Source organism: Photobacterium halotolerans DSM 18316, from assembly GCF_000425165.1.
GTDB lineage: Bacteria > Pseudomonadota > Gammaproteobacteria > Enterobacterales > Vibrionaceae > Photobacterium > Photobacterium halotolerans.
In genome coordinates this window covers 243,072-268,677 of record NZ_KE384320.1, presented here as the reverse complement: position 1 = coordinate 268,677, position 25,606 = coordinate 243,072, and the positions used below count along the sequence as shown (strand labels likewise).

Sequence of the window (25,606 nt, the reverse complement as noted above, 5' to 3'; positions counted from 1 at the left end):
TGGGAAAATTTTATCGTTCAGCTTGGTAATAATGATTTGATGAAGGTGGCTTTTCTTTTTTCCCCTTTTTGCTATTTCAGATACTGAGAGTGAAACCCGAGGTGTTCATCAATGAAGCTGGCAAGGAAATAATAACTGTGGTCATAACCGAGCTGCATACGTAAATTGATCCGGTAAAGCGCCGGGTTTGAGCTGTTTGCTGAGAAAAAGTAATCGTCGGTGTCTTGATCGTTCAACACCGGCATGGACGGGGCACTTAACGCCAGCAGCTCGCAGGTATCATAGTGCTGCCAGTGCGTTCCGTCGTCAGGGCCAAGATAATTTGCAAACGCTTTTTGTCCCCAGGGACAAGCTGTCTGGTGTCACAATGGCGCTCCCCAGTTCCGCGGCAAGGCGCAGCGCACCTGCTTTTTGCATGAAGTTGTCATCGGTGCAGGTCAGCCCCGACAACCATTACAGCACAGGGACTTGTTCTCCCTCATCAACCTGAGGAGGCAGAAAACAGCAAAACGTATAGTGCAATTCAGAACATCGGAACGATGACACCATTGCTGATGCCAGCCACCAAAACGTTCTTACTGACATTATCCAGCTTCAAGCCATCGTTCCGGTTCAGTAGTGAATCACAGAGCGTATGCTCTTACCCTGATGCATCAGCTCAAAGGCCTGGTTGATATCATCCAGCGGCATGGTATGTGTGATGAAATCGTGCAGCTGAAATTCACCCTGAAGGTAACGCTCTACGATATCGGGCAGCTGGGTACGGCCTTTGACGCCGCCAAAGGCGGTGCCGCGCCAGACCCGTCCTGTGACCAGCTGAAAAGGCCGGGTGGAGATTTCCTGGCCCGCACCGGCAACGCCGATGATAACCGACTCACCCCAGCCCTTGTGGCAGCACTCCAGTGCTGAGCGCATGACGTTGACATTGCCGATACACTCAAAAGAAAAATCGACGCCGCCATCTGTCATCTCAATGATGACCTCCTGGATCGGCTTGTCGTGATCCTTGGGATTCACACAGTCGGTAGCGCCCAGTTTTTTGGCCAGAGCGAACTTATGCTCATTGATATCAATACCAATAATGCGGGATGCCCCGGCCATGGTGGCGCCTATGATGGCGGACAGGCCAATGCCGCCTAAGCCGAAAATGGCGACTGTATTGCCTTTGTGCACTTTCGCTGTATTGAGCACGGCCCCCATCCCGGTTGTGACCCCGCAGCCGAGCAGGCAGATTTCTTCCAGCGGGGCGGCCGGATTCACTTTCGCTACCGAGATTTCAGGCAGCACAGTGTATTCAGAGAAGGTTGAGCAGCCCATGTAGTGATAAATCGGCTCGCCATTTAGGGAGAAACGTGTGGTGCCGTCCGGCATCAGCCCTCTGCCCTGGGTGTCGCGAATTTTCTGGCACAGATTGGTTTTGCCCGACAGACAGAATTTACACTCCCCGCATTCCGGGGTGTAGAGAGGGATAACATGGTCGCCCACTTGTACTGTGGTGACCCCGGCCCCGACTTTCTCAACAATGCCGCCCCCTTCGTGGCCGAGAATGGCGGGAAAGATCCCTTCCGGATCCTCTCCCGACAAGGTGAACGCATCGGTATGGCAGACGCCAGAGGCGACGATACGCACCAGTACCTCACCGGCTTTGGGGAGCTGGACATCGACTTCTTCTATCGTCAGGGGCTGATTCGGTCCCCAGGCGATGGCGGCCCGGGATTTAATAGTGTCCATGATGGTGGTCTCTCAGCAGCGGTAACTATTCCTATAAAGTAGGAGAGATTTAGCCATTGTGCCCACTGCGGGGCGGGTCGCTGTCATCATGACACCGAGGCACTGGAGAGGCGGCGGCGCTTGGCTTATAATCCTCCGCCCAAACCTTGTGAGATCAGAGACCCGTGGTGAGTGACATCAACAGTCAGGATGAATTTTTTATGCGGCGTGCCATTGAACTGGCAAGCCTGGCGGAAGCCGAAGGTGAAGTTCCTGTTGGCGCCGTTGCTGTACTCAATGGCCGGGTGATCGGTGAAGGCTGGAACCGTTCCATCGGCCAGCATGATGCCACGGCACACGCAGAAATCATGGCGCTGCGTCAGGCCGGAAAAGTATGCCGCAATTACCGCCTGCTGGATGTGGTGCTGTATGTCACCCTGGAACCTTGCCCTATGTGCGCCGCGGCCATGGTGCACAGCCGCATCGGCCGGGTCGTGTTCGGTGCGCCGGATCCGAAAACCGGTGCCGCGGGCAGCGTGATGAACCTGCTCAGTTATTCAGGGGTGAATCACCATGTGGCGTTTCAGGGCGGGGTGCTCGATGCCGAATGCCGCCAGCAGCTGCAGGCTTTTTTTAAACGCCGCCGTGCCGAGAAAAAAGCCCTGAGGCAGCAGGCCGCTCAGCCATCCGTCACACAAGACAGCCACAAAAAAGACCAGTAAAAAACGGGTGGCAATGCCTGCTACCCGTTTATTTCATACTGCCACTTGCTGTATCGCAGTGACGCGCCTTCTTCCGCAACGATCAGCCGCTGAAAGGATCAGCGGCTCACGCTTTTGTTGGCTTTGGTCTTATCCAGCACTTCATCCAGCGTCTGTTCGGCGGTGTCGCTAACAGTATTATTTGCCTTGCCTTCCAGCTCGGCCGGCGTAATTGTCTGCCAGTCATCAACCAGACGGATCCCCTCGCTGTTCACCGGCTGGCTGTGTGCCTGCTCGTAGCCTATGATGCTCTGATAGTAGCGGCGGATGTTTTCCACATACAGCAGCGCTTCATCGCCACGGGCATAACCATAGCGGGTTTGCCGGTAGTATTTACGTTGCCGCAACAGCGGCAGACGCTGTTTGACATCACTCCAGGCATCCGGGTTACCGCCCTGCTTTTTGGTCAGGCGGCGGGCATCCATCATATGGCCGAAGCCGACATTGTAAGAGGCCAGGGCAAACCATACCTTTTCATGCTCTTCGATACTGTCGGGCACCCGGGCAACCATTTTTCTCAGATACTCAGTGCCGCCGCGGATACTCTGCTCCGGATCCAGCCGGTTCTGGACCCCGACCGATTTGGCCGTCGGCAGCGTCAGCATCATCATTCCCCGCACCCCTGTGGGTGAAACGGCTCTGGGGTTCCAGTGCGATTCCTGATAAGACAGCGCAGCCAGTAAGCGCCAGTCAAATTCACTGGCGTACTGCTTAAACGTGCCTTCCCAGCGTGGGAGCTTGGTTTCCAGTGCCCTTAAGAACGCGCGTGTATCGACATAGTCGAACTGATCGACATGGCCGAAATATTTTTCTTCCAGTTTGGCGAGTTCGCCGCTTTGTTTCAGTTCGCCGAAAAACTCAATCAGCAGCGCATAAAGGCTATCGTCATTGCTCTGTTCCATGAACCAGCCGATGGGTTCGTCATCGGTCAGCTCAAGGGCCACAGCAATATCGGGATGAATACGCTGGCTGAGAGCAACATCGACTGAATCGGCGACGGTATAATCCAGCTCACCGATGGCGACCTGGCGCAGCAACTCCTCGCTGTCAATTTCATCAATGGCATGCCAGGCCAGGGTCGGGTGGTCTTTTTTGACCATATCCAGTGTCTTCTCATGACTGGAGTCGCGAACGACGGTCAGAGACCCTTTGTTCTGAGACAGATCGGCGAGATCACGTGGCCGCCACTGGCCTTTCTTGTACACCAGGATCTGGCTGGCATAGTAATAGGCCGGCGCCGCCCGGAACGTGCGCACACGCTCCGGTGTCATGGTCAGGCCGGCAGCAAGCAGATCGACATCGCCCCGTTTCAATGCCGGAAACAGGCCGGATAAGGAGAATAAAGGCTGCATTTCCAGCTTTACACCCAGTTTGTCAGCGAAGCGCTGCGCAAGGTCATAATCCAGCCCGGTAGGGCCGTCCGGACCTATATAGTAGGAAATCTGGTTATTCAGTGTGCCAATGCGCAAAACGCCACTGTCGCGTATCCGCTCCAGCTCAGTGCGGGTGTCGCTTTCCCACTGACAGCCAGATAATGTGAATGCTGTCAGTAGAATGGCGACAAAGGCGCGGAGATTAGTGGCAAAAACTACTCGTCTCAATAATGCATGCTCATTTATTCATTCAGTCGTTCTTTATACCAAAGGTCGCATTCAGGACAAAGCCGACCCCCTTTGATCTTATCCGGCGGTCTGGATTTAGGTGAAAAAATGTCCGATTTTGGGCTGGTAGTCAAAGATCGCTGTGGATATCGGCCGGATTGAAAAAAAATAGCGCAAACGGTTGCGTCAGGTGTTACGTCACACTGTGTTTTCCCTTATACTATCGCCCATCGTAATTTTTCCTCCCGGACAAGTGAGAAAAAAGGGCGCTGAACAAGGTGACATTGACGTGATTCCCGGCTGGGGAGCAGGCCAATATCACCTTCATTCAACTGCTAATCGAGAGTCGTACGCACATGGAAATTTTGCGTGGTTCACCCGCACTGTCTGAGTTTCGTGTCAACAAGCTGCTAGCGCGTTGCCAAGAGTCCGGTCTGCCTGTCACCGGCATCTACGCCGAATACATGCACTTTGCTGAGCTGGCAACGCCGCTTAACAGCGAAGCGCTGGGCACGCTGACCAGCCTGCTCACCTATGGCCCTACGATTGCCGAACATGAACCTACGGGTAGCTTGTTCCTGGTCACTCCGCGTCCCGGCACCATTTCTCCCTGGTCTTCCAAAGCAACAGATATCGCCCATAACTGCGGTCTGGAGCAAATCAAACGCCTTGAGCGCGGTACGGCATACTATGTCGAAACCAGTGCTGTGCTGAGCCAAGACCAGCTGTCTGTGCTTAAAGGGCTGCTGCATGATCGTATGATGGAAGTCGTCTTTGACGATGTTGCTCAGGCTGAAGCCCTGTTCCGTCATGCCGAGCCGGCACCGCTGCAGAGCGTGGATATTCTGGCCGGCGGTCGCCGCGCGCTGGAAGAAGCCAATATCGCACTGGGCCTGGCACTGGCCGAGGACGAAATTGATTATCTGGTTGAGAACTTTACCAAGCTGGGTCGCAACCCGAACGACATTGAGCTGATGATGTTTGCCCAGGCAAACTCTGAGCACTGCCGTCATAAAATCTTCAACGCTGACTGGACGATCGACGGTGTCGATCAGGAAAAGTCACTGTTCAAGATGATCAAGAACACCTATGAGCAGAACAGCGAGTATGTGCTGTCGGCCTATAAAGATAACGCTGCTGTGATGACCGGCTCTGAGGTAGGGCGTTTCTTCCCGGATGCGGAAAACCGCCAGTACAACTACCATCAGGAAGCGGCACATATCCTGATGAAAGTGGAAACCCACAACCACCCGACGGCGATTTCACCCTGGCCGGGTGCATCGACCGGCTCCGGCGGTGAAATTCGTGATGAAGGCGCCACAGGGATCGGCGGTAAGCCCAAAGCCGGTCTGGTGGGCTTTACTGTCTCTAACCTGCGTGTGCCGGGTTTTGAGCAGCCGTGGGAAACGGATTTTGGTAAGCCTGGCCGCATCGTGACTGCGCTGGATATCATGCTGGAAGGCCCGCTCGGTGGCGCGGCATTTAATAACGAGTTCGGCCGTCCTAACCTGCTGGGTTACTTCCGGACGTATGAAGAAAAAGTCACTTCCCACAATGGCGAAGAAATTCGCGGTTACCATAAGCCGATCATGATTGCCGGCGGTATGGGCAACATCCGTGAAGATCATGTGCAGAAGAAAGAGATTCCGGTTGGCGCCAAGCTGATCGTGCTGGGTGGCCCGGCAATGAATATCGGTCTGGGCGGCGGCGCGGCTTCTTCTATGGCTTCCGGCCAGTCGGCTGAAAATCTGGATTTTGCCTCGGTACAGCGTGAAAACCCGGAAATGGAACGCCGTTGTCAGGAAGTGATCGACCGCTGCTGGCAGCTGGGTGATGACAACCCGATTGCCTTTATCCACGATGTCGGTGCTGGCGGTATTTCCAATGCCCTGCCTGAGCTGGTGAACGATGGCGAGCGCGGCGGTAAGTTCCAGCTGCGTGATGTTCCTAACGACGAACCTGGTATGAGCCCGCTGGAAATCTGGTGTAATGAATCCCAGGAGCGTTACGTTCTGGCCGTTGCCCCTGAGCATATGGCTGTCTTTGATGCTATCTGTCAGCGTGAGCGTGCACCGTACGCTGTGGTGGGCGAGGCAACGGAAGAGCGTCATCTGACGCTGGATGACAGCCATTTTGATAACACGCCTATTGATATGCCGCTGGACATTCTGCTGGGCAAGCCACCGAAAATGCACCGTGATGTGACCACGCAGAAGGTGCAGGGCAGTGCGATTAACCGTGACGGAATCGAACTGACAGAAGCAAGCCATCGTGTATTGCGTCTGCCAGCCGTTGCCGAGAAAACCTTCCTGATCACCATAGGTGACCGCACGGTGACCGGTCTGGTTGCCCGCGATCAGATGGTCGGTCCCTGGCAGGTACCGGTTGCCAACTGTGCGGTCACCGCAGCCAGTTATGACACCTATCATGGTGAAGCCATGTCTATGGGTGAGCGTACCCCTGTGGCGTTGCTGGACTTTGCCGCTTCTTCCCGTCTGGCTGTCGGTGAAGCGATCACTAACATTGCCAGTGCCGATATCGGCGATCTGAAACGGATTAAACTGTCGGCCAACTGGATGTCACCAGCCGGTCACCCGGGTGAGGATGCCGGTCTGTACGAAGCCGTTAAAGCGGTGGGCGAGGAGTTGTGTCCGGCGCTGGGCCTGACCATTCCGGTGGGTAAAGACTCCATGTCGATGAAGACCAAGTGGCAGGAGAACGGCGAAGAGAAAGAAGTCACTTCTCCGCTGTCTCTGGTGATCACGGCCTTTGGTCGCGTGGAAGATGTACGTAAAACCGTGACCCCTCAGCTGCGTACCGATAAAGGCGACTCCAGCCTGATCCTGATCGATCTCGGCTGCGGTAAGAACCGCCTGGGCGCGACAGCACTGGCACAGGTTTATAAACAGCTGGGTGATAAGCCTGCGGACGTTGACAGCCCTGAACTGCTGAAAGGCTTCTTCCACGCAGTACAAAAACTGGTGCGGGACGAAAAACTGCTGGCTTACCATGACCGTGGTGACGGCGGCCTGTATGTGACGCTGGCTGAAATGGCCTTTGCCGGTCATACCGGTGTTGAAGTGGATATCAACACCACAGACGGCGACAGCTGTGACGATGTACTGGCTATGCTGTTCAACGAAGAGCTGGGTGCTGTGCTGCAAGTGCGGACTGACGATCTGGCACTGGTTGAAAACGAGCTGGCAAAACACGGTCTGGCATCGTGCAGTCATGTGATTGGAACTGTGGTTGACGAAGACGTGGTGCGCATCTGGAACGGGAACGATCTGGTGCTGGATCAAAACCGCACTGAATTGCGTGCTATCTGGGCGGAAACCACCTATCAGATGCAGGCGATGCGTGATAATCCGGCGGGCGCGCTGCAGGAATTTGAGGCCAAGAAAGACAGCCAGGATCCGGGTCTGAGTGCTTCGCTGAGCTTTGATATCAACGAAGATGTGGCCGCGCCATTTATCGCTACCGGGGCCCGTCCTAAGATGGCCATCCTGCGCGAGCAGGGGGTAAACTCCCACGTTGAGATGGCAGCCGCCTTCGATCGTGCTGGTTTTGATGCCCGCGATGTTCACATGAGCGACATTCTGTCCGGTCGTGTGGAACTGGATGGTTTCAATGGTCTGGTGGCCTGCGGCGGTTTCTCGTACGGTGACGTACTGGGTGCCGGTGAAGGCTGGGCCAAGTCAGTGCTGTTTAATAACATGGCCCGTGATCAGTTCGAGCGTTTCTTCCACCGTGACAGCACCTTCGCGCTGGGCGTGTGTAACGGTTGTCAGATGATGTCGAATCTGCGTGACCTGATCCCGGGTGCTGAACTGTGGCCGCGCTTCGTGCGCAACGAATCGGAGCGTTTCGAAGCCCGTTTCAGCCTGGTCGAAGTGCAGCAGAGCGATTCACTGTTCCTGAACGGCATGGCCGGTTCGCGGATGCCAATCGCGGTGTCGCACGGTGAAGGTCGCGTGGAAGTGCGTAATGCGGAGCATCTGTCGGCCATTGAGCAGTCAGGGACGGTTGCGCTGCGTTTCCTTGATAACTACGGCAATGTCACCCAGAACTATCCGGCCAACCCGAATGGTTCCCCTAACGGCATTACCGGCCTGACAACCCAGGACGGCCGGGTGACTATCATGATGCCTCACCCGGAGCGTGTGTTCCGCACTGTGGCGAACTCCTGGCATCCGGATGACTGGAACGAAAACAGCCCTTGGATGCGTATGTTCCGTAATGCGCGTGTCAATCTGGGCTAATCTTTCGCAGTCTGATGTCTGAGTGGCTGAAGATAGGAAAACCGCTGCATGTTGCAGCGGTTTTTTTCTGCGCTGACAGCAGGCGCCGGCGAGTCAGAAAATGGTGTAAGTTTATAGGGAGCCGTTGAGTTTTCTATGAAAAATCGGTGATAATGGGGCCTTTCCGGCGTCGAAAACGGTCCCTGTTTTATCGACCCCCGCTGAGCAAAGGATATTGTGATATGAAAAAAATCGAAGCCATTATAAAGCCATTCAAGTTGGATGATGTGCGTGAGGCCCTGGCAGAGGTGGGGATCACGGGTATGACAGTGTCCGAAGTGAAAGGTTTCGGTCGTCAGAAAGGCCACACTGAACTGTACCGCGGTGCCGAATACATGGTGGACTTTCTGCCTAAAGTGAAACTGGAAATCGTGGTGACCGATGATGTGGCCGAGCAATGTGTCGACACCATTATCGAAACGGCGCAAACCGGTAAAATCGGTGACGGTAAAATCTTCATGTTTGATATTGAGCGTGTTGTCCGTATCCGTACCGGTGAAGAAGACGAAGACGCGATCTGATTACTCTGTAACGAATTGTTTTCGCAAACATTATGCTACTCCTTGCAGCCTCGGCCTCGTGTCGGGGCTGTGCTTTATGGAGCCATCTCTGATTCTCGATCTGATTATTTAATATCCAGTTTTCCCTGCCGCATTGATGCCTTAGCCAATCTGACTTTGCCTGTTTGCTGACGTTGCCTGTGTCTGACGTTGAAAACAGTCTGGTCGTCCTTCTGTTTCAGTGTCTTCAAGGAGAGTCATCATGAAGCACGTGTCTTTGTCCACTTGTGGCGGGCTTGCCATCTCTGTACTGACGACGGCAGTCGCGGTACTGATCGCATCACCACTACTGACGAATAATCTGAGTGTTAACCCCAACGGGATGGTTGCTGTCATTATCAAAGAGCACCGGGAGATCCTGTCACTCTGGCCCTGGGCAGCTGCGGCTGCTGTGCTGGTTCAGGGCGTGAGCCTCTGGTTACTGACCCGAAGCCCGCTCACCGGCAAATGCCTGAGTTTGCTGACAACCTTCGTCCTGTTTCCCTTTGGCCTGTATTTCCATATTTGTTATCTGGCAGACTGTAAGCGCTGGGAGCTGCGGATGTTGCAGGAAGTCAAACCCGAGCTGAAACCTGAGTACCCGCAGTTTGGTTTTTGCGATGAAGATCCGCTGGCTTTCGGTTTGTGCGGTATTGGTATCCTGACCATGATAGTCGGCATTCCCTTTGGCGGACTGGCTGTGGTGGCGGGGGTGGTGATTTTTGTCCGTAATCTGGCCGGTAAAAAGAAAACCGCCCTGATGGTGACCCCTCAGGCTTTATTCATCACACCTAACCCCTGGCTGGGCTGCTACCGGGTGCCTTACACCCAGGTGTCTGCCGTGGCGGTAGTGAAAAATCAGCTCAGGATTCAGATCGATATTGACGCCGGGAAGACAATTACGGTGCCGGTGAACATCAACGTGCTGGACCGGGATTTACGCCGCCAGGCGAGGGGAATATTGCTCGATAAACTGGCCCATGCCGGACTGTTGCATGAGCCAGTTGCTGTGTGATCAGTCTGCGGTTTCAGCCACGGCCTTGCCGTCATTGTAGCGGCCAGGTTTGTGGTTCATGGCCAGTACCAGATTGAGCATCACGGCACCAAGCAGTGACAGCATCAGTATAGTGGGTGTCATCAGGACATAGGAACAGATCAGAATACTGATATCGATACCCATCTGAAGCTTACCGGCTGACACCCCGAATTTCTCCTGCAGATACAGCACCAGTACGTTAAAACCACCCAGGCTGGTGTTATGCCTGAACAGGATCAGCATCCCCAGTCCCATCAGCATCCCTCCCATCACGGCGCAGTACACAGGATCGAACTGACTGATCTCAACAAAGTGATGCAGGTTATCTGTGATCACAGACACTAACGCGCCGCAGCAAATACTGGACAGCGCGAAACGGCGGTTCATCCGGCACCAGGCCATAATGTAAAACGGAATATTCATGACGAAATACAGCTGGCCAAAACTGAAATCAACAAAATGGGTAAGCAAAAGTGCTAAGCCAGTTGTACCACCTGTCAGTAAGTGGGCTTGCTGTAAGAAAAAAACGCCTTGCGCGACGATGAATGTACCAGTAAGAATAGCGATTAGGTTTTCTTTGCGAGAGTGACCGCGGTGTTTCAATCTGTACCTCCAAAATGGTTCCTTTACAGCCTGCCAGTCGGGGTGGCCTTGATGCTGAAAGGTAATGCGCGCGATATGATATAGAGTGAAATTAAAAAATGAATAGTGTGATCTAACTTAAAGAAAAACCGCCTGTAATGAATTCTTTACTGTTTTGTAAATCATTATTTTCGCTTCATGGTTGCATTCACGGTTTCTCTGTCACGTTTTTAATGGAAACTGGCAGCAACGTGAAAAAAATTCATCTGCCAAATGAAAAAATCGAACAAAAAAACCGGTTAAAAAACCAGAAAAGGGCTACCTGTGGGGGAGCAAATTCGCTAAAATGCGGCTTAATCTTTCGGTGTGACGAAAACGTTTGCGTTGCCGTGGTTACTGGGGTTGTGTTTTTTGTCTGAATGAGGAAAAATGCCAATTATCCCGCGTTGACCTAAGTGTCTGGCCTTGTCTGATACTTAGGTCAACGAATTTGAGAACTATCTGAGTCAGGAGAGACTGATGCTAAAGCGTGACATGAATATTGCTGATTATGACGCAGAACTATTTGCGGCCATCCAGGAAGAGACTGCCCGTCAGGAAGAGCACATTGAGCTGATTGCTTCTGAAAACTACACCAGTCCGCGTGTAATGGAAGCGCAGGGTTCACAGCTGACTAACAAGTATGCAGAAGGCTACCCGGGCAAGCGCTATTACGGCGGCTGTGAGTATGTCGATAAAGCCGAGCAACTGGCTATTGACCGTGCCTGCCAGCTGTTTGGTGCCGAGTATGCCAACGTTCAGCCGCATTCAGGCTCTCAGGCCAACAGTGCTGTATACATGGCACTGCTCAATGCCGGCGATACCGTTCTGGGCATGAGCCTGGCGCACGGCGGTCACCTGACTCACGGTTCACCGGTTAACTTCTCCGGTAAGCTGTACAACGTAATTCCTTACGGCATTGATGAAGCCGGCCAGATTGACTACGCAGAAGTCGAAGCGCTGGCACTGGAGCACAAGCCGAAAATGATCATCGGTGGTTTCTCCGCCTATTCGCAAATCGTTGACTGGAAGCGGATGCGTGAAATCGCAGACAAAGTCGGGGCTTACTTCTTCGTGGATATGGCGCACGTAGCCGGTCTGATTGCAGCAGGTGTTTACCCTAACCCTGTGCCGCACGCGCACGTGGTCACCACCACAACCCACAAAACACTGGCCGGTCCTCGCGGCGGTCTGATCCTGTCGAACGCGGGTGAAGATCTGTATAAGAAACTGAACTCTGCGGTATTCCCTGGTGGTCAGGGCGGTCCTCTGATGCACGTGATTGCAGCCAAAGCCGTGGCATTCAAAGAAGCCATGGAGCCTGAGTTCCAGGCGTATCAGCAACGTGTGGTGGATAACGCGAAAGCCATGGTCAGTCAGTTCCTGGAGCGCGGTTACAAAATCGTTTCCGGCGGCACTGAAAACCACCTGTTCCTGGTTGATCTGATTGACAAGAACATCACAGGTAAAGAAGCCGATGCAGCGCTGGGTGCGGCCAACATTACGGTCAACAAGAACAGTGTGCCGAACGACCCGCGCAGCCCGTTTGTGACTTCCGGTATCCGTATCGGTACACCGGCGATTACCCGCCGCGGTTTCAACACCGAAGATGCCAAAGAACTGGCGAACTGGATTTGTGACGTGCTGGACAATATCGGCAACCCGGCCGTTATCGAAGCGACCAAAGCCAAAGTACTGGAAATCTGCCAGCGCCTGCCGGTTTACGCGTAAGTCAGCATCATGGGTGCCAGTAAGCACCATTAAAGACGGACCGGCTCTTTGGTCTATCTTGTTAAACGGCATCCCTGGGATGCCGTTTTTGCAGATAAAAATAATGGGCTAAGTCCTCGCATAGCGGTTGATTTGGGGTACACTGAGGCGACGAAATTGAGGAGGCAAGATGCATTGTCCGTTTTGTGGTGCTAATGACACCAAAGTAATCGATTCCCGTCTGGTCGCTGATGGACATCAGGTTCGCCGACGTCGTCAGTGTCTGGCGTGCAGTGAACGTTATACGACCTTCGAAACCGCTGAGCTGGTGATGCCGCATGTCATCAAAACCAATGGCAGCCGCGAGCCGTTCAACGAAGAGAAACTGCGCGGCGGTATAGAACGTGCGCTTGAAAAGCGGCCTGTCAGCGCTGATGACATTGAACGCGCCATCAACACTATCAAATCTCGTCTGCGTGCAACGGGTGAGCGGGAAGTGAAATCAGACATGATTGGTAATCTGGTCATGGATGCCCTGATTGAGCTGGATAAAGTGGCTTACATCCGGTTTGCTTCTGTCTACCGTTCATTTGACGATCTCCGCGAGTTTGGCGAAGCCATAGCTAAACTGGAAAAATAAACCAAGATGTTTACGCCTACTGATCACGCCATGATGCGCCGAGCCGTTAGCCTTGCCCGGCGCGGCCGTTTCACGACCGCCCCGAATCCGAATGTGGGCTGCGTCATCGCCAAAGATAACGCCATTATTGGCGAAGGTTACCATTACCGCGCGGGCCAGCCGCATGCCGAAGTGTTTGCCTTGCGTGCCGCCGGCGAGCAGGCTAAAGGGGCGACGGCCTATGTCACCCTCGAACCCTGTTCCCATTACGGCCGTACACCGCCCTGTGCCGAAGCCCTGATAGCAGCGGGCGTTTCCCGGGTTGTCTGCGCCATGGTTGACCCTAATCCGCAAGTGGCAGGACGCGGTGTTGAGATGCTCAAACAGGCGGGCATTGCCGTTGAAACGGGTCTGCTTGAAGCCGATGCACTGTCATTGAATCCCGGTTTTATCAAGCGAATGAAAACCGGCCTGCCTTATGTTCAGCTAAAGCTGGCGGCCAGCCTGGATGGTAAAACTGCGCTGGCCAACGGTGTCAGCCAGTGGATAACCGGCCCTCAGGCCCGTGCCGATGTGCAGCGTTTTCGCGCCCAGGCGGGGGCGATCCTGTCAACCAGCGCAACGGTGCTCGCCGATGACCCGTCCTTGAATGTGCGCTGGCAGGAATTAGGGGCCGCCACCCAGTCTGACTATCCGGAATCTGAGTTACGTCAGCCGGTGCGGGTGATCATTGACAGCCAGAACCGCTTGTTGCCGTCACAGCGTTTATTCGCGTTACCGGGCAAAGTGCTGCTGGCCAGAACCCAGGCTGATCAGGCGCTATGGCCGGAACAGGTGCGGCAGTTACTGGTCCCTGCTCAGCCGGACGGTCAGCTAGACTTAACGGCACTGATGAAAGCCCTGGCGGCGCAAGACATTAACCATCTCTGGGTAGAGGCGGGTGCGAGTCTGGCCGGCGCGTTGCTCAATGCCGGGCTGGTGGATGAGTTTATTCTTTATCAGGCACCCAAACTCATGGGCAGCCATGGCCGCAGTCTGCTGGATCTGGCAGAATTCACGACTATGTCTCAGGTACCGGATGTGACGCTGAGCGATGTGCGTATGGTCGGGACTGATATTCGGATCCGTGGCACGATAGATCACTCTGCGTAACAGAATACGTCTGTGTATGGCATCGACAGGTGCCGGTAAGGAAAAATTAGAATGTTTACAGGTATTATTGAAGCCGTAGGTACGATTACGGCCATCACGCCAACCGGACAAGATGTGTCCGTGACTGTCGACAGCGGCAAGCTGGATTTATCGGATGTCAAACTGGGCGACAGCATAGCGACCAATGGTGTGTGTCTGACCGTGGTGAAACTGACCGGCAAAGGCTATGTCGCCGATCTGTCGCTGGAAACCCTGAACCGTACCGCATTTACCGATTACAGCCCGGGTCAGCTGGTCAATCTGGAAAAAGCCATGTTGCCGACCACCCGCTTTGGCGGTCATATGGTTTCCGGCCACGTTGATAATGTCGGGGAGATCATTTCCCGCAGCCAGACCGGACGGGCGATTGAGTTCTGGATCAAAGCACCGGATACCCTGGACCGTTACATTGCCGAGAAAGGATCGGTGGCGATTGACGGGATCAGCCTGACGGTGAACGCTGTCCGGGGGGCGACATTCAAACTGACGATTGTGCCCCACACGGCATCGGAAACCACGATGGATCACTTTAAGCCGGGCCGTAAAGTGAATCTTGAAGTGGACGTAATTGCCCGTTATCTGGAGCGTCTGATGCTGGGTGATAAAGCGGCTGAGTCTGAGCCATCGTCTGAGCTCAGTATGGCGCTGCTGGCCCGTAGCGGGTTTCTGGGCTGATGATGCAGCCTGAGCAGGATTAAGTACTACGACAATCATTTGGGTAGAGGGAATACAACATGGCGTTGAGTAGCGCGAAGGACATCATTGAAGACATACGTCAGGGTAAACTGGTTATCCTGATGGATGACGAAGACAGGGAAAATGAAGGCGATCTGATCATTGCCGCGGAAAAAATCACCCCTGAAGCGATCAACTTTATGGCCACCCACGGCCGTGGCCTGATCTGTCTGACACTGACACAGGCCCGTTGTCAGCAACTGAAACTGCCACTGATGGTGCAGGACAATGCGGAACAGTTCAGCACCAATTTCACTGTGTCGATTGAAGCCGCCAGTGGCGTGACCACAGGGATCTCCGCCGCGGATCGTGCCCGTACGGTACAGGCGGCGGTGGCGAAAGATGCGTCTCCTGCCGATATTGTCATGCCTGGTCATATTTTCCCTCTGATGGCACAGGAAGGCGGGGTGCTTGCCCGCGCCGGTCATACTGAAGCGGGTTGCGACATTGCCCGTCTGGCAGGTCTTGAACCATCCAGTGTGATTGTTGAGATCCTCAATCCGGATGGCACCATGGCACGACGCCCGGATCTGGAAGTGTTTGCCGCCGAGCACGGTCTCAAGCTGGGTACGATCGCAGATTTAATCGAATACCGTAACAATAACGAGACCACGATTGAGCGTGTGGCAGAATGCTGTCTGCCAACGGAATTTGGTGATTTCGATCTGATCACCTATCGCGATACCATAGACAACCAAATTCACCATGCCCTGCGTAAAGGGGACGTGAGCCCATCGAATCCGACGCTGGTCCGGGTTCACCTGCAAGATACCTTCAAAGATATTCTGCACTCGGGGGCGTCGCAGTGGACTTTGCCGATGGCTATGCAGCGTATCGCAGAGGAAGGCGGTGTAATGGTGATTCTCAATCGTCATGAAACCCAGGAAGGCATTATCACCAAAGTGAAGAATCTGGCAGCCCAGGCCGATGGTCAGCCTGGCGTGAAACTGAATCCGAAGAACCCGTCGCGTCAGGTGGGAGTCGGCTCGCAGATCCTGGCGGATTTAGGTGTGGGCAAAATGCGCCTGCTGTCGTCCAGCAATCAGCGATATCACTCACTGTCCGGTTTCGGACTGGAAGTGGTGGAATATATTTGCGATTAAGGTTTTTTGACCCTAACGCACTGTTTTTATTAATCCCTAATCCGGAATAGAGATCGCATAACACTACCGGGAGTGCCTTGACAGTGAAGTCAATTGGTATCAGGTATAAATTGTGATAGACTCCCGCGGTTTCTCAATCCGGAAAGAAAAGACATAGTCACAGGAAGGCCCATGAAGGTAATCGAAGGCGCCATTGCGGCACCCAACGCAAAAATTGCTATTGTTATCAGTCGCTTCAACAGTTTCATCAATGACAGCCTGCTGGCGGGTGCGCTGGACGCACTCAAACGTCAGGGACAGGTAAGCGACGACAACATTACCGTTGTTCGTTGTCCTGGTGCTTATGAGCTGCCTCTGGTCGCCCAGCAAGTTGCTAAAAGCGATCGCTACGATGCTATCGTGGCACTGGGTTCTGTGATCCGCGGCGGTACTCCGCATTTCGAGTATGTTGCCGGTGAATGTAATAAAGGTCTGGCTCAGGTGGCTCTGGAGTACAATACTCCGGTTTCATTTGGTGTTCTGACTGTAGACACAATTGAACAAGCCATCGAGCGTGCCGGTACCAAGGCTGGTAATAAAGGGGCAGAGGCTGCACTCAGCGCGCTTGAGATGGTAAATGTCCTGTCCCAAATTGAATCCTAATGGGGGTTAGAGTGAAACCAGCCGCACGTCGTAACGCACGACACTTTGCCGTCCAGGCCATTTATTCCTGGCAAATCACCAAAGAAAATGCTGCCGATATCGAGCTGCATTTTCTGTCTGGCGAACAGTTTGAAGAAGAAGCTCATCGGGCTGATGCACCTGTACTGGCAGCACCGCACACTGATGTTGAGTACTTCCGTGACTTGTTCACCGGTGTGGTGCTGAATCATCAGGAACTGGACAGCAAGATGCGTCCCTATCTGTCACGTCCTTTGCAGGATCTGGACCAGATGGAACTGGCGCTACTGCGTCTGGCCTTGTACGAAATCATGAAGCGTGAAGACGTACCGTACAAAGTTGTGATTAATGAAGCGATTGAGCTGGCGAAAATCTTCGGTGCCGAAGACAGCCATAAATTCGTAAACGGTGTGCTGGATAAGCTGGCCCCGGTGTTACGTAAAAAAGCATAATCGCTTTGATGCGAACTGAGGCCAGCTCTGCTGGCCTTTTTTCTGAGTTTCAGCAACCGACTTGACCTCCTATGGCTAGTAATGAATTTGATTTGATAGCCCGTTATTTTGCCCGCCAGCCGGTCCAGCGCCGGGATGTGACGCTGGCCATCGGTGACGACTGCGCCTTGCTTGAGGTACCTGCGGGTAGCCACCTTGCGGTCAGCACCGACTCACTGGTTTGCGGTAACCATTTCCTGCCCGGTATGGATCCCGCGCTGCTGGCTAAAAAAGCCCTGGCTGCGAACTTAAGTGATTTAGCAGCCATGGGCGCCACACCTGCCTGGGTATCCCTGGCGCTGACCCTGCCGGAAGCCGATGAAGCCTGGCTAGCCCGGTTCTGTGATGGCTTTTTTGAGATGGCCGATTACTATCAGGTACAGCTGATTGGCGGGGATACCACCAAAGGCCCGTTGAGCCTGACACTGACCGTTCAGGGCTTTGTGCCTCACGGACAGGCGCTGACGCGGCACGGGGCAGGCTCCGGGGACGGGATTTATGTCACTGGCTGTCTGGGCGACAGTGCGGCAGGACTGGCGGTGTTGCTGGAGCAGGCAAAGCATATTGATGCTGCACTGGCTGAACATCTTCTTAATCGCCACTATCAGCCTCAGCCGCGGGTACTGGCCGGTCAGGCATTGCGGGGTATTGCGTCGTCGGCACTGGATATATCCGATGGTCTGATTGCTGATCTTGGTCATATCCTGACCCGCTCTCAGGTGGGAGCAGTCATTGATGCAGACAGCCTGCCACTGTCGCCTGAACTGGTGGCATTTTGTGGCGGAGACAGGGACGCAGCCATCAAGATGGCGCTGACAAGCGGCGAGGAGTACGAGCTGTGCTTCACTGTACCGGCCCATAATCGTGGTACTTTGGATGTCGCTCTGTCTCATGCCGGAGTGAAAGCGACCTGTATCGGCCAGATCCGGCCCGGCAGCAGTGTTGTGCTTGAGCGAAACGGGCTGCAACTGGACTGGCAGCTGCGTGGATACGATCATTTTTCGGGGTAAGTAGTGCGAGATCCCAAACTTTATATCAAATTGAGTAATCCCTGGCATTTTCTGGCCACGGGATTTGGCAGCGGTTTGTCTCCGGTGGTGCCGGGAACTGTCGGTACACTGGCATCTGTCCCGCTCTATTACCTGCTGGCCCAGCTGCCTTATGCGGCTTATATCGGTATTACGCTGGTGGCGGCTGTGATTGGGGTGCTGATTTGCCGTAATACCGCCCAGGATATGGGCGTGCACGATCATGGCAGCATTGTCTGGGATGAGTTTGTCGGTTTCTGGATCACCATGGCTGTTGCCCCGCCAATGAGTCTGCCCTGGGTCATCAGCGGTTTTATCTTATTTCGCTTCTTCGACATGGTAAAACCCTGGCCGATCAGCTGGCTGGATAAGCATGTCCACGGCGGGCTGGGTATCATGATCGATGATATCCTTGCTGGCTTTATGGCCATGATCACCCTGTGGGGCGTGGGCCACTGGATGGGCTGGTAATCGCGAATTCCAGCAGATAAAACACCCAAACCGTGCAAGTAGCACGGTTTTTTTGTCCAATTTTTAACCCAACTTCACAACGCGATTCACACTATTCTTAAGCTGAACCGGGGAAGTCTCCAGGGAGAATGAGATGCAGAGTGTGAAGCTGATCCTTGTCTTTGTACTGATGCTGGCCGGTGCAGCCCGCGCGCAGGTGTACCCGTCGACAGGCAGTGCCTGGGTGACACCGGGTGGATGGGAAGAGCCGCTGGCGACCTCGCGGTTTGATTCTGCTGAAGCGGTAACGCGCTGGGAGTTACGCCATGCCGATCTGGTGCTGGGCAACTGGCAGTCGGCCGCGCTGAATGAAGCCAGCACAGTACTGCTCCCTTTTCGTGCCCAAAGCCTGTCCTGTGAGCCTGATGAGCAGCAGCGCTGGCTGGCGCAGCAGGCCAGTGCTAATGGTCAGGATCCGGAAAATGTATTCCTGCATTTTGCGCAAGATACCCGGCTGTCACTCAGTGCGGCACAGCTGCAATCGGACAGCCTGCCGGAAGCCAAACCCTGGCTGAGCCGGACAGCGGATACCCTGACTATTCCGGGCTGGGATCCGGTGAACGACAGAGACGGTGACGGGCAGCTCAGTGATACCGAATATCAGCAGCGGCTGAACCCCTTGGCCAGTGCCCGGTTTGCGTATCAGGCCCGGGTCTTGCTGGCGGGGCAGCAGCCGGGTGGCGACTGTGTCTACCGTACCAATCTCTCTGACCCCGCCGTGCGAGCCCTGCTGATCAACTGGTATCGCTATCACTGGCAGCAGATGGCGGCCACCGGCGGTTATACTCCCCGTCTGAGACCCTTGCTCGGGCCGGATATTCTGCCGGTAGTGAGTGGTGGCCAGATCCTTGAATTGTCATTACAGGCCGGCACCCCGGAAGCAGAAGCACGTTATCTGGCACAACTGGTTGATTTTCTCGGCCAGTTAAAGCAACAGCTCGACCCCGCGCTTCTGGCCGTTTCTGCTTCCGGACTGGCGTTATGGCCCGATGAGGCGGTTTCCGCGCCATTGCGCTCCCAGGTTGATCTCTGGGTTCGAGCTCGCTTTATCACACCGGCGATGGGGCTGGCCCGTATTCAGCAAAGCTGGCAACATTTTGCGCTGAGTGCCGAAGGAGCCAGCAGTGTGCTGATGGTGTCGATGCGTGATGGCCACAGTTATCTTCATCCGGGAGATGAAAGGGCCTGGCATCAGGATGTCGAAACCGGGCTTGCGCTTTATTACCTGTTTAATTTGCCGGACCGGACTTACTATCATAACTGGGGCGACAGCCTGAGCATTGACAGTACCAACACCAGCATGCGGGACTGGTACCGGCCAGGGTTGCCCAAAAACTGGGTGTATCAGCCAACGGCTATGCTCAGGGTGGATCTCGGCGAGCCGGTATCCGCACCCAAAGGGTATAAGCCTGTCTGGTGGCAGGCTGAGCCGCTCAGTGGTGACAGTCGCGGTTCTGTGCTGGGCAGCTACAAGGTCGCGCCTGCCCACTGGTTCTGGCTGTACCGCACTGGCTGGTTTGGCAAACAGCCCTCAGAAGGGGTGATTGCCCGCCGCTATGAGCATGGTCTGGTACTGTACCGGGCGGTTCAGCAAGCGGGCCAGAGCCGTTTTCTGGAAGCGAAGCCGATGCGCATTTCCCTGCCTGGCACCTATATCCGGATCTTTTACGACGGTACTACCAGCGAGCCGATGAATTACATTGAGCTTGGGGGCTATGAAGGGGCGGTATTACAAAAAGCAGCATCAGAGCAATAAAAAAGAGAGTAATAAAAAAGGCGGGATGCTCCGCCTTTTGCAGGTCTCATTGAAAATTAGGTATCGGGATCAGTTCAGCAGCAGACTGTCATCGGCCAGCTCTTCACCACGTACTTTACTGAACATGTCGAGCAGGTGTTTCACGTCCATGTCGGCACGTTCCTGACCAGCTACATCCAGCACGATATTGCCCTGGTGCAGCATCACGGTACGATCGCCGTATGCCAGCGCATCTTTCATTGAGTGGGTGACCATCAGGACGGTCAGGTCGAATTCTTCGACCACCCGTTTGGTCAGCTCCAGCACGAAAGCGGCCATACGCGGATCGAGCGCGGCGGTATGCTCGTCCAGCAGCAAGAGTTTACTGTCTGCCAGCGTTGCCATGACCAGACTGACAGCCTGACGCTGGCCGCCGGACAGCAAACCAATGCTGTCGCTCAGCCGATCTTCCAGTCCCAGTCCCAGAATGCTGATGCGTTCCTGAAACAGCTTACGGCGCTGGGAAGATAATGCCAGCTTCCAGGTGCGGCGGCTGCCACGCTGGACGGCTAACGCCATGTTCTCTTCAATGGTGAGCGAAGCACAGGTGCCGGCCAGCGGATCCTGAAACACCCGGGCAGCATATTGCGCCCGTTCGTGCACGGCTTTGCTGGTCACGTCGACACCATTAATGACCACCTTGCCGTCAGACATAGGCGTTTCACCGCTGACGGCACCGAGCAGGGTTGATTTACCGGCACCGTTTGAGCCGATAACAGTGACAAACTGGCGCTCCGGCACTGTCAGGTTAACCCCGCGCAGGGCCTGATTTTCCAAAATGGTGCCTTCATTGAAGGTAACGCGGATATTACTGAGTTCAATCATAGTGTTACTACCTTCTTTTCCGGCTTACGCGAGCTTCTTTGCTGCGACGGTTTGCTTCTTTTTTCGCTGAAAATTGCGTTTCATCTTAGGCGCAATCAGGGCAAGGGCCACCAGTACCGCAGTGATCAGATTCAGATCCGAAGCCTGCAGACCAAACATGCCGCTGCTCAGGGCAAACGCAACGGCCAGCCGGTAAAGCACTGAACCAAGAATCACAGCCACAACGGCCACCCAGATCTTGCGGCCCGGGATCAGTGTCTGACCCAGAATAACGGCAGCCAGACCCACCACGATAGTGCCCACACCCGAGGTGACATCGGCAAAGTTATTGGTTTGCGCGAACAGAGCGCCGGAGAAGCCGACAAAGGCATTCGACAGCGCCAGGCCAAAATAGGTATACAGTGCTGTACTGCCGCCTTGTGCGCTCACCATACGGCTGTTTACGCCGGTAGCGCGCAGGCCGAGGCCGAAGTCACTGGCCAGCAGTCGGGTCACGAACCAGCCGCTGAATATCACTAGAGCCAGAATGACAGCCAGACGCACCAGACCCGCATCCAGGCCGCTTTCGAAGGCAATATTTTCGAATGGGGTCAGGATAGTATCGTCACCCAGCAAGGCCAGGTTTGGCCGGCCCATAATGCGGATATTGATAGAAAAAGCCGCAATCATGGTCAGAATACTGGCCAGTAAGTGCAAAATACCGCAACGTACTGCCAGAAAAGCTGTCACCAGGCCACACATACCACCGGCCAGAATCGCCAGCATGGTTGCCAGCCATGGATTCACACCAGCTACTATGGCTGTTGCTGCAACGGCGGCCCCCATTGGAAAACTGCCATCGACAGACAGATCAGGAAAATCCAGCACCCGAAACGTCAGGTAAACCCCCAGAGCAACCAAGCCGTAAACCAAGCCGATTTCTAAGGTACCGATCAAAGCAAAGAAAGACATCTACAACTCCTTATTCCTTGCTGGCACCGGCCGGAACGCCGGTGCCCGATAGAGAGGTAAGGTTACTTGGCGATTGAGGTCGCGCGATCAACCAGAGCCTGAGGGAAGGTGATGTTCAGTTTGGTGGCAACTTTCTGGTTCAGAGCCAGATCTGAACCTAACGCAACTTTGACCGGCAGTTCAGAGACTTTCTTGCCTTTGAGCAGCGCATCCACATAGTCAGCGGTCTGCACGCCAACCTGATAATAGTCAAAGCCCAGTGCGGCCAGCGCACCACTTTCAATGTAGGTCGTAGAGGCGCCGATGACAGGAATACCCGCCTGGTTACCAGCATTGACTAAGCCTTCAACGGCACTGGCCACTGTGTTATCTGTGGGGGCGTAGAGCGCGTCTGCTTTTGAGGCGACGATTTGTGCTGCTGACTGCACATCAGCACTCTTCAGGGCCGTCCCTTCTACCACTTCCATGCCTTGTTCTCTGGCGGCTTTGCGCAGTAAATCAACCAGTGCGACGGCATTGGCTTCGCCCGGGTTGTAAACGACACCAATACGTTTGGCATCAGGCAGAATTTCTTTCACCAGTGCGACGTGCTGTGCGACAGGGGATAAATCCGACAGGCCGGTGACGTTGCGCTCGGGTTGATCAACATTACGCACCAGTTTGGCACCAACAGGATCGGTGACTGCAGTAAAAACGACGGGAATAGAACGGGTGGCTGCAGCCAGTGCCTGTGCGGTTGGCGTCGCGATGCCCACCAGGACATCCGGTTGTTCACCGACAAACTGTTTGGCGATTTGCACTGCAATCGCAGGGTTACCCTGAGCGGTCTGATAGGAGAATTCCAGATTCTTGCCTTCTTCATAGCCTTTCGCTTTCAGGCCATCAAGCAGGCCCTGGCGAGTGGCGTCCAGCGCCGGGTGTTCAACGATCTGAGACACCGCAACTTTGGCCATTTCGGCTAAGGCTGGTGTCGCCGTTAGGGCTAACGCCGCAGCAATGCAGGCTGCCGAAAGCAATTTGTTTCCCTTCATAGTATGCAATCCTTGTACTGGTGTGATGACAGAGATGGGCTGGCGAACTGTGTGCCATCAGGAACACCCATCATTGGCATAATGTTTTAGCGCAATGAGAAAAGAAAGAACATCCAAAAATTAACAACACTGTAACATTGGAAGGGGTGAAGTGCCTGTAAATCACCATTTCATTGAAACATTACGTTGCGTTTCCTGTGTTGTTCAGGTTGAAAACTGTACAATTGAGAGTAAAATCAGAGTCATCTTTTTTATTGGTATTTTTGTGAGCATGATGAGCTATGACTCAGCAGGAGCGAATTCGGCTGTGCTGTTGGATGAATTATGAACAATTCTCTGGTGGGGGAGGGAGCTGAACCTGTTAAGGACAAGCAGGACCTGTTAAGGACAAGCAGGACAAAGGCAGTCAGCGCAGACTGCCTTGACAGGAAAAGGTGTTATTCACCAATACATTGAAGTGTATCGTTGCGCTTGCCGATATGAGCAAAAGCCGCTTTCATGTTGGCTTGCTGAATATAACGGGGTGGCAGAGGCATGACTTCAACCTGAAAATCCGGTGCATCGGCGGCGACAGGGTTGTCGGCGGTGACCGGGGTGACCATCACCACTTTCAATGCCGGGTTACGCGACAAGATACGGGATGCTGTCCCCAGTCCTTCTGCGGTGTGAAAGCGCCCGGCGACGTGCATGATCTGGTGACCGGGATGGGCTCGCAGGTAGTTAACCATGCTTTCGGCCATGGTGTCGTCCCAGCTGGTCTGGGCGGCAAATTGCCGTTCAGACTGGGCAGGATCACCATGATGCATAGATTCAGTGAATTTTTCTTTGTACCTGTCATTTTTCAGCGTAAGTGACTGGGCTACCCACTTGCGCTCGGCGGCAGGAAGCCGATTCAGGTAATCGGCCCCGTAACGGCCGACACAGCGAACGATAGATTTCGGCGCATTGGCGGCGATCACATCAAGTTGCTGCTGGCGCGCAAAGTCAACAAGGGGCCGGTAATCGGATTCATAATTCGGCCAGGCGTTGCCCTGCTTAATCAATACCTGCTCACCGATCTCACCGTGAAGAAACTGGTCGACGACCTGCTGTTTGTCGCGGGTAAACTGCTCCATCGACAAAGCCAGTCTGGGGTTATTGGCATACAGTGCCGCCAGCAGCCGGGCTTGCAGCAGGTGAGTGCCCGGATGACTGTGCCATTCTCCTACCAGTACGATATCCGCATCGGACAGCGTATTCGCCAGGGCTTGTTCTGTCAGTTCAGCCCCGGACGGAGAACGAATGGTGTAATCGTATAAGGTTGGGGGAGCTGCAGCAGCTGTCGTGCCTGACGTTGGCTGTGTGGCGCAGCCACTCAGCAGGGCGGCGAATACCATAGCGTAGCCAGTCTTCATGTGTATCATCCTTTGTCTGAAGCATGTTTTACTGAGCTTGTATTAAGAATCAGTATGATAGCTTCAGGGGGTTATGTCATGGGCCGTATGATAATGAAGACTGGCAACAGACTCAATAGAAATGAGAATTAGTTGCAACTATCCGGCTCTGAATCATTCTCCGCGGCGGATTGCTGGTAAACACGCAGGGTGAAATCGGCCTCGCAGCTGAATGCCTGTTGCTGCGCCAGATGCTGCCAGACCGTCTCACTGGTCTTCCACGCAAAGGGGGTCATCTGCATCAGTGCCGTCGCTTCGCTGCCACTTAAGCTCATGGTGTAATGCAGCTGTTCTTCCTGTACCAAGGACATACCCGGCAGACTTTCAGGCTGAGTATCATGAAGCCTGACATCGTCATAAATGAGCGCTTTCAGTTGATACAAGTGCCGCGGAGCGGGTGTCACTGTTAATAAAATCGCACCGGGTTTCAGCGTACGGACAATTTCTTCTGCTTTGCATGGCGCATAAATGCGCACCATGGCATCCAGACTCTGGTCGGCGAACGGCAGTCTGTGACTGGATGCCACGCAGAAGTGACAATCCGGATAGCGTTTGGCGGCATAACGAACGGCCACTTTGGAAATGTCCAGTCCGTGCACTTCCAGCTGAGGGTGGCTGGCGCTCAGAGTCGTAAAGGATGAGGTGTAATAGCCTTCACCACACCCGATATCCAGTATTTTCTGGCTGTTCTCCGGGAGATGCGCAGCCAGAAGTTTAACTGTGTTTTCTCTCATCAACTGATAGTGGCCGGCTTCAAGAAATTGCCTTCTTGCCTGCATCATCTCTTTGTTATCACCAGGATTTTTTGAGCTTTTATGATGAACAGGCATTAAGTTCACATATCCTTCCTTAGCCTGATCAAACTGATGGTTATTTTGGCAGCGCCATTGCTGTTGCTGAAGAGGCTGATGGCATAAAGGACATTGATAGGACATAAGAAAGCACCAACGCTGAA

22 protein-coding genes and 1 pseudogene are annotated in these 25,606 nt (G+C 54.2%); 14 read left to right on the top strand and 9 right to left on the bottom strand.

Translation table 11 applies throughout. From position 1 onward, the window contains the following. Positions 1-71 precede the first annotated feature (71 nt). Both H511_RS24455 and H511_RS0114430 read right to left on the bottom strand, forming a co-directional pair. A pseudogene (locus H511_RS24455) lies at positions 72-569 on the bottom strand (alpha/beta hydrolase-fold protein); the annotation flags it as partial. Positions 570-612: 43 nt separating this feature from the next. Beyond that, positions 613-1,731, bottom strand: a complete 1,119-nt coding sequence (locus H511_RS0114430; protein ID WP_036759705.1) for an S-(hydroxymethyl)glutathione dehydrogenase/class III alcohol dehydrogenase — start codon at positions 1,729-1,731, stop codon at positions 613-615. 167 nt (positions 1,732-1,898) lie between these two features. Here H511_RS0114430 and tadA point away from each other — a divergent pair, with 167 nt between their 5' ends. Further along, entirely contained in the window at positions 1,899-2,432 is a 534-nt protein-coding gene (tadA, locus tag H511_RS0114425) for a tRNA adenosine(34) deaminase TadA (RefSeq protein WP_027252939.1), read from the top strand. 98 nt (positions 2,433-2,530) lie between these two features. On the opposite strand, the gene mltF is transcribed toward tadA, so the two are convergent. Continuing rightward, complete coding sequence (gene mltF / locus H511_RS23490; RefSeq protein ID WP_081669287.1) at positions 2,531-4,072, bottom strand: membrane-bound lytic murein transglycosylase MltF; 1,542 nt, start codon at positions 4,070-4,072, stop codon at positions 2,531-2,533. Between the two features lie 356 nt (positions 4,073-4,428). Between mltF and purL the strand changes: the two genes are divergently transcribed. The 3 genes from purL to H511_RS0114405 all read left to right on the top strand — a co-directional run bounded on the left by purL (position 4,429) and on the right by H511_RS0114405 (position 9,927). Beyond that, positions 4,429-8,334, top strand: coding sequence for a phosphoribosylformylglycinamidine synthase (gene purL, locus H511_RS0114415; RefSeq protein WP_027252938.1), 3,906 nt, complete (start codon positions 4,429-4,431; stop codon positions 8,332-8,334). A gap of 221 nt (positions 8,335-8,555) precedes the next feature. Next, positions 8,556-8,894 (top strand): nitrogen regulatory protein P-II, encoded by a 339-nt coding sequence (gene glnB, locus H511_RS0114410; protein ID WP_027252937.1) that lies wholly within the window; start codon positions 8,556-8,558, stop codon positions 8,892-8,894. Positions 8,895-9,135: 241 nt separating this feature from the next. Then, positions 9,136-9,927 (top strand): hypothetical protein, encoded by a 792-nt coding sequence (locus H511_RS0114405; RefSeq protein WP_027252936.1) that lies wholly within the window; start codon positions 9,136-9,138, stop codon positions 9,925-9,927. Here H511_RS0114405 and H511_RS0114400 read toward each other — a convergent pair whose 3' ends face one another. Beyond that, on the bottom strand, positions 9,928-10,551 hold the full coding sequence (locus tag H511_RS0114400; RefSeq protein WP_027252935.1) for a YitT family protein: 624 nt from the start codon (positions 10,549-10,551) through the stop codon (positions 9,928-9,930). It lies immediately after the preceding gene. A 498-nt stretch (positions 10,552-11,049) separates the two neighbouring features. On the opposite strand from H511_RS0114400, the gene glyA reads away from it, so the two are divergent. From glyA to H511_RS0114350, 10 genes are all read left to right on the top strand, one after another. After that, positions 11,050-12,300 carry a serine hydroxymethyltransferase gene (gene glyA / locus H511_RS0114395; RefSeq protein WP_027252934.1) on the top strand — a complete coding sequence of 417 codons (1,251 nt, stop codon included), beginning with the start codon at positions 11,050-11,052 and terminating at the stop codon, positions 12,298-12,300. 169 nt (positions 12,301-12,469) lie between these two features. Further along, on the top strand, positions 12,470-12,919 hold the full coding sequence (gene nrdR / locus H511_RS0114390) for a transcriptional regulator NrdR (protein ID WP_027252933.1): 450 nt from the start codon (positions 12,470-12,472) through the stop codon (positions 12,917-12,919). A 6-nt stretch (positions 12,920-12,925) separates the two neighbouring features. Beyond that, a complete protein-coding gene (ribD, locus tag H511_RS0114385; RefSeq protein WP_027252932.1) occupies positions 12,926-14,050 on the top strand; it encodes a bifunctional diaminohydroxyphosphoribosylaminopyrimidine deaminase/5-amino-6-(5-phosphoribosylamino)uracil reductase RibD in 1,125 nt (374 codons plus the stop codon). Between the two features lie 51 nt (positions 14,051-14,101). Continuing rightward, complete coding sequence (locus tag H511_RS0114380) at positions 14,102-14,764, top strand: riboflavin synthase (RefSeq protein ID WP_027252931.1); 663 nt, start codon at positions 14,102-14,104, stop codon at positions 14,762-14,764. Between the two features lie 59 nt (positions 14,765-14,823). After that, positions 14,824-15,927 carry a bifunctional 3,4-dihydroxy-2-butanone-4-phosphate synthase/GTP cyclohydrolase II gene (gene ribBA, locus H511_RS0114375; protein WP_027252930.1) on the top strand — a complete coding sequence of 368 codons (1,104 nt, stop codon included), beginning with the start codon at positions 14,824-14,826 and terminating at the stop codon, positions 15,925-15,927. 171 nt (positions 15,928-16,098) lie between these two features. Beyond that, positions 16,099-16,569, top strand: a complete 471-nt coding sequence (gene ribH / locus H511_RS0114370; protein ID WP_027252929.1) for a 6,7-dimethyl-8-ribityllumazine synthase — start codon at positions 16,099-16,101, stop codon at positions 16,567-16,569. Then, positions 16,569-17,039, top strand: a complete 471-nt coding sequence (gene nusB / locus H511_RS0114365; protein ID WP_027252928.1) for a transcription antitermination factor NusB — start codon at positions 16,569-16,571, stop codon at positions 17,037-17,039. The genes ribH and nusB overlap by 1 nt, the downstream gene beginning before the upstream one ends. Positions 17,040-17,110: 71 nt before the next feature. Beyond that, complete coding sequence (gene thiL, locus H511_RS0114360; RefSeq protein WP_027252927.1) at positions 17,111-18,088, top strand: thiamine-phosphate kinase; 978 nt, start codon at positions 17,111-17,113, stop codon at positions 18,086-18,088. Positions 18,089-18,091: 3 nt separating this feature from the next. After that, complete coding sequence (pgpA, locus tag H511_RS0114355; protein ID WP_027252926.1) at positions 18,092-18,577, top strand: phosphatidylglycerophosphatase A; 486 nt, start codon at positions 18,092-18,094, stop codon at positions 18,575-18,577. Between the two features lie 133 nt (positions 18,578-18,710). Next, the gene (locus H511_RS0114350) at positions 18,711-20,372 is read left to right on the top strand and encodes a hypothetical protein (RefSeq protein ID WP_027252925.1); all 1,662 of its coding nucleotides are present in this window, start codon (positions 18,711-18,713) and stop codon (positions 20,370-20,372) included. Between the two features lie 69 nt (positions 20,373-20,441). Here H511_RS0114350 and H511_RS0114345 read toward each other — a convergent pair whose 3' ends face one another. The 5 genes from H511_RS0114345 to rlmA form a co-directional block, all read right to left on the bottom strand. Next, positions 20,442-21,236, bottom strand: a complete 795-nt coding sequence (locus H511_RS0114345; RefSeq protein ID WP_027252924.1) for an ABC transporter ATP-binding protein — start codon at positions 21,234-21,236, stop codon at positions 20,442-20,444. A 24-nt stretch (positions 21,237-21,260) separates the two neighbouring features. Continuing rightward, the gene (locus H511_RS0114340) at positions 21,261-22,187 is read right to left on the bottom strand and encodes an ABC transporter permease (protein WP_027252923.1); all 927 of its coding nucleotides are present in this window, start codon (positions 22,185-22,187) and stop codon (positions 21,261-21,263) included. A 62-nt stretch (positions 22,188-22,249) separates the two neighbouring features. Then, positions 22,250-23,218 (bottom strand): ABC transporter substrate-binding protein, encoded by a 969-nt coding sequence (locus H511_RS0114335; protein WP_027252922.1) that lies wholly within the window; start codon positions 23,216-23,218, stop codon positions 22,250-22,252. A gap of 437 nt (positions 23,219-23,655) precedes the next feature. Further along, positions 23,656-24,612, bottom strand: a complete 957-nt coding sequence (locus H511_RS0114325; protein ID WP_027252921.1) for a ChaN family lipoprotein — start codon at positions 24,610-24,612, stop codon at positions 23,656-23,658. A 128-nt stretch (positions 24,613-24,740) separates the two neighbouring features. Then, entirely contained in the window at positions 24,741-25,586 is an 846-nt protein-coding gene (gene rlmA, locus H511_RS23485) for a 23S rRNA (guanine(745)-N(1))-methyltransferase (protein ID WP_036759702.1), read from the bottom strand. Positions 25,587-25,606: the final 20 nt, after the last annotated feature.